General features: G+C 42.1%; 7 protein-coding genes. 6 read left to right on the forward strand and 1 reads right to left on the reverse strand.

Annotated features, from left to right (window positions below; translation table 11 throughout):
* From G6Q06_RS08130 to G6Q06_RS08155, 6 genes are all read left to right on the forward strand, one after another.
* Nucleotides 1–1,375 (forward strand): integrase catalytic domain-containing protein (locus G6Q06_RS08130; RefSeq protein ID WP_163566284.1); only part of this gene is annotated, 1,375 nt, incomplete at its 5' end.
* Entirely contained in the window at nucleotides 1,368–1,613 is a 246-nt protein-coding gene (locus G6Q06_RS08135; protein WP_163566285.1) for a hypothetical protein, read from the forward strand. The genes G6Q06_RS08130 and G6Q06_RS08135, both read left to right, overlap by 8 nt.
* Nucleotides 1,614–1,708: 95 nt before the next feature.
* On the forward strand, nucleotides 1,709–2,578 hold the full coding sequence (locus G6Q06_RS08140) for an AAA family ATPase (RefSeq protein ID WP_163566286.1): 870 nt from the start codon (nucleotides 1,709–1,711) through the stop codon (nucleotides 2,576–2,578).
* A gap of 108 nt (nucleotides 2,579–2,686) precedes the next feature.
* Nucleotides 2,687–3,175 (forward strand): hypothetical protein, encoded by a 489-nt coding sequence (locus G6Q06_RS08145; protein WP_163566287.1) that lies wholly within the window; start codon nucleotides 2,687–2,689, stop codon nucleotides 3,173–3,175.
* Between the two features lie 69 nt (nucleotides 3,176–3,244).
* On the forward strand, nucleotides 3,245–3,670 hold the full coding sequence (locus G6Q06_RS08150; protein WP_163533581.1) for a host-nuclease inhibitor Gam family protein: 426 nt from the start codon (nucleotides 3,245–3,247) through the stop codon (nucleotides 3,668–3,670).
* The gene (locus G6Q06_RS08155; RefSeq protein ID WP_163566288.1) at nucleotides 3,667–3,942 is read left to right on the forward strand and encodes a hypothetical protein; all 276 of its coding nucleotides are present in this window, start codon (nucleotides 3,667–3,669) and stop codon (nucleotides 3,940–3,942) included. Before G6Q06_RS08150 ends, G6Q06_RS08155 begins: the two co-directional genes overlap by 4 nt.
* Here the strand turns inward: G6Q06_RS08155 and G6Q06_RS08160 are convergent.
* On the reverse strand, nucleotides 3,910–4,241 hold a 332-nt coding region (locus G6Q06_RS08160), incomplete at its 5' end, for a phage virion morphogenesis protein (RefSeq protein ID WP_205436015.1). The two genes, G6Q06_RS08155 and G6Q06_RS08160, sit on opposite strands and share 33 nt — an antisense overlap.

The raw sequence follows: 4,241 nt of genomic DNA on the forward strand, positions 1-4,241 counted from the left end.
TGGCCTTAAAAGAAAAAATAGCGACAAACCCCGATCTAATCGCAAGATTAACCCTGATCTAGTGCGTGAAGCTATTCTAGCCATTGGCAGCAGCGCCCCACGCAAGGGCTACAAAGCCTATTATGACTACTACATGGAGCTTGAAAAAGAAAAACGCCCTGACTTCAAGCATAGTTTCAATAATTTTATGAAGTGGTGCGATCGGATAATTAGAGGGGATCGGAAAATTCAAGCCTACTTGAAAAAAGGTAAAAACGGGCTATTGCAGCGCTACCCAGTAGGTGTGCGCCCTAAAAGCTATCTAAACGAAGAATGGCAAGTTGATAGCACAAAGATGGACTTCATGGTCAAAATCTCCGATCCTAGCGCTAAAAAAGGCTATAGAGTTGCGCGCAAAAATCTAAGCGCGGTCATTGATACTTGTAGTGGCGCGGCTTATGCCGAACTCATTGATACTAACAATTCTAACGCCCAAGTACGCGTATTGTTTAACGCCATGAATCGCATGGGCATACCCGATAAGGTGCGCTGTGATAATGGCACTGACTATGCCAGCAAACACTATCAAAACTTTCTACATTCTTGTAAAATTGCATGCCATAAGACTTTGCCCTTTGAAGGCCGTCAGAAAGGCACAATTGAGCGCTTTTTTGGGGTGATTCAAGGTGCTTTAGCATGGCTACCGGGCTATATTGGCAATGACTTAACCAAACGCACACAAATAGAAAACCAACACGCCAGCACAGCTGAGACCTTAAGTGGCAAGGCCACGCGCATTGATGAAAACAAGCTACTTTTTGAAGATGAATTACAAGCTCTGATTGATGACGAACTAAAAAAGCGCTATTGCGATTATAGAGCCCATGCCCCCGTTATGGCTAGCGTGCAAGAATTAGCCAAAATACGGGCTTTCTTAGGCAAACAACACCACAGAACCTTACAAGCTTATGGGGTCGATCTTAATGGCAAAACTTATCAAAGTGCACAATTTTGGGATAAATGCGAGATTGGCGATAGCCTAATTGTTGTAGAAAGCCCAGATAATCCCAATGAAGTAGATATTTACACGCCTTTAATGAAATACTTGACTAAGGCTACTTGCACCGATTTAGGCGCACAGGCAATGGATCAAAAAGACTTTAGATATGCCAAAAAGTCTTATGTGAACAAAGAAATTAAGCCATTCATAGGCGAAATTGAGATCGCAAAGGCCGCAGCAGACAAAAAACGCCAAGCTAAAGTAGATGAGATTATTGGCAGACGGCCTAAAAAATCAAAACAAGATGAAACAAACACCGCTAAACCCCAAGATAATGGGCTTATGGACCCCTATAAAGCCCTTGAACTTATGCGCAAAGCGGCGGGCTATGATTGATCACCTAGAGTCTCAGACAGTAGAAGTAGAGGTATTAGACAATATACCTGCAGATTATCGCGCTTTAGTGGAGGCAGCTTATCAATTAGGTTTGAAAAATGGCCAAAACGAGGCTAGAAAAGCCCCACAGCCCGCTAAAAAGCCTATTAGCCCCAAACAAACCCCCAAAATCAAGCCTATTTATAACGCGAATGATTTTTATAGCGAGTTTGGGGCTAATAAGCCCTTTAGGGGCTAAATCTAAAGAAAGGAGGTTGTTTCTAGTTGCTAGTTTTGGGCATTTAATGCCCATTGAAGTGCCATTAAATGGCTATTAAATAGGAGTTTAATTAAATGTATCTAGGTGAGGAATTAGAGGCCTTTATTAGGGAGTATCAACTCAGTCAAGCGCAAGTCGCCCGCTCTATTGGGCGATCACCCGCGCTACTCTCTAAGTTTATCAAAGGGACTTATGAAGCCCGCGATTTGCAGGCTTTGGAAAAGTCAATTAAAGATTTCATGCGCAGTTATAAAAGCAGTGCCACAGAGCGCAAACAATTAAAAAACATTGAGATTAAGCCCTTGAGCAATCTTAACAACGCGCATTTTGTGATCGATCAAGCCGTTGTTTGCAAAGAAAGCTGTTTATTATATGGTTTAGCCGGGAGTGGCAAAAGCGAAAGTTTAAAAGCTTATGCGGCCAAAACACCTCAAGCCATTTTGTTTGAGAGTGTGCCCGGATTAAGTAATGGCGACTTTTTGAATGGCTTGGGGTCGTTAATTGGTGCTAATAGCGCCACTAATATACCTAAACTAATCTTAAACATTTCCAAAAGATTAGCAGAGCGCGAAAGTGTGCTTTTGATCGATGAAGCAGAGCACTTAAAAACCGCTAGCCTTGAATCTTTGCGCCGCATTGTGGATTTTACACGCGCGCCCACAATTTTAGCCGGCACTCCCCAGCTACTTAACAATCTCAAGGGCAAAAAAGGGGAGTTGCTCCAGCTCTATAGCCGTATTAGCCTTAAATACGAATTCCACGCCCCTAGCGCTGAGGACTTTAGTCTACTTTTTGGAGATTACGCAGAACTAATCACAAGTTATACACGCAATTTGCGCCGCGCTTGCAAGATGTGGAAGATGTCCAATCGCTTTGCCCAAATTAATGGGCAAGACATAAAAGAGGCTATTAAATTAGTCGCTAATATGTCTATCTTAGACTAGGGGGTGCCCATGCAAGTAGTGCACGACAAAGAATGCCACGAGGCCTTAACTTTCTTTTCTAAGCGTTATTTTGGCGATCGCGCAATTTGGATGCGCTGACCCAACATTGTGGCTTTTGATAAAGAAGAAGCCCAACATGCCTATTATGGGGCTAGCGTGCTTTGTGCAATTGTTGAACATTATGAACAACAAAAGCCTTTACGCGCTGTGGTCAGAAATATCGCCGCCCATTGTGAGCACCTCCGTGCGGCCATTAGCTTTAGAAAGCCTTTTGTGCAAAAAATAGATATTGATGTAATGGCTAAGATCGCGCAATTCAAGGCTTGGCAACGCGCCTATGAGGCTAATAAGGCTTTTTATAACCGCCTAGCCAAAAAAACAAAAATCACTTATCACATCTTACCTTTAGAAAGGCAACCAATGGACTTGCTTAACTTTTTATCTAAATTTTTCAAAAAACAGCCCCCTAAAAATGTGCTGTATCAAAGCAAAGATGGCGTTTATAGTTCCACTTATTATGCTTTGACTGATGAAGGGCTAATTATTTGCAAAGAGACTAAAAAGGTTATCGGGGCGCTAGAAAGTATCATTTACTAGCTTTATTTGGCCACCTTAGGGTGGTCAGCATAAGGCTAAGCCTTAAAAAATCAAACAAAGGATTCAGAGATGTTGGACAAAGAATATCTTAGCGTAAATCTAAGAGAAATTAAGCGCCTTAATGGCGTTAAGAAAAGCCTGACAGATAAAAAGCTTTCATTAATGGCACACATTGAGGAAATAGAAGAACAGATCAAAGATGCCGAAGAAAGCATAGAAGCACACGCGCGGGCTAATATGCAGGAGTTTAAGGGCAATAAATTAACCTTGCCTGAAGGGGTTTTAAAATTCACACAATCAACTAAAATTATTGTTGATCCAGAGTTAGAAAAACTCACAATGGATACACTAAAAGAAATGGGCTTAGTTCATTGTATCAAAGTCAAAGAAAGCCTACTTTTAAGCGCGTTGGGTAATTTAGATGAGGCCACACTAAGCAAACTTGGGGTAGAAAAAACCACTACCCAAAGCTTTAGTATAAAGTTGCAAGCATGAGTCGCCATATCCGATTAGAAAAAGAACTATACAAGCAGCTTTGTGCTAGCACTCCAAAAGAGGCTAAAGCGCTCTTGAGTGGCAAAGAATTATATATTCCTAAAAATGGCACACTTGCAAAAGTCAAGGCGTTTTTAGCCGAATTCACCGGGCAAAACGGCTTAAGTTTATGTGTGCGGCTAAATATGAATGAACAGCAATATAAACGCGCCCTAAAAGTCTATCGCCTTAAAAAAACTTCAAGAAAACAAAAACAAGCCCACTTGTCTTAACAAATCGCGCCCGCCTTTGCCGGTGGGCTCTAAAATCTCATTAATTTCGTTTTCTAGCGCTGGAGAAGGCCTCCCCTGATCATCAAAGGGCATGAAGCGCCTTTGTGGCATTTTTCTAGTACCTAGTTGGTGAAAGGGGGCGTATCTTTCAGCGTTGCTAACCTCTATTGTATTGCCTAAGATTTGGAGATTCACGCCTGTTCGCATAACGCGCGTATTTTGCAAGATTTGGGTACGCATGCGGGGCTTTTTGCGCTTAATAGTAGCTGGCTTAAGTGGCGGCCAATTTTGCCCCGTTA

The organism is Helicobacter suis (assembly GCF_902196135.1).
Taxonomy (GTDB): Bacteria; Campylobacterota; Campylobacteria; order Campylobacterales; family Helicobacteraceae; genus Helicobacter; species Helicobacter suis_A.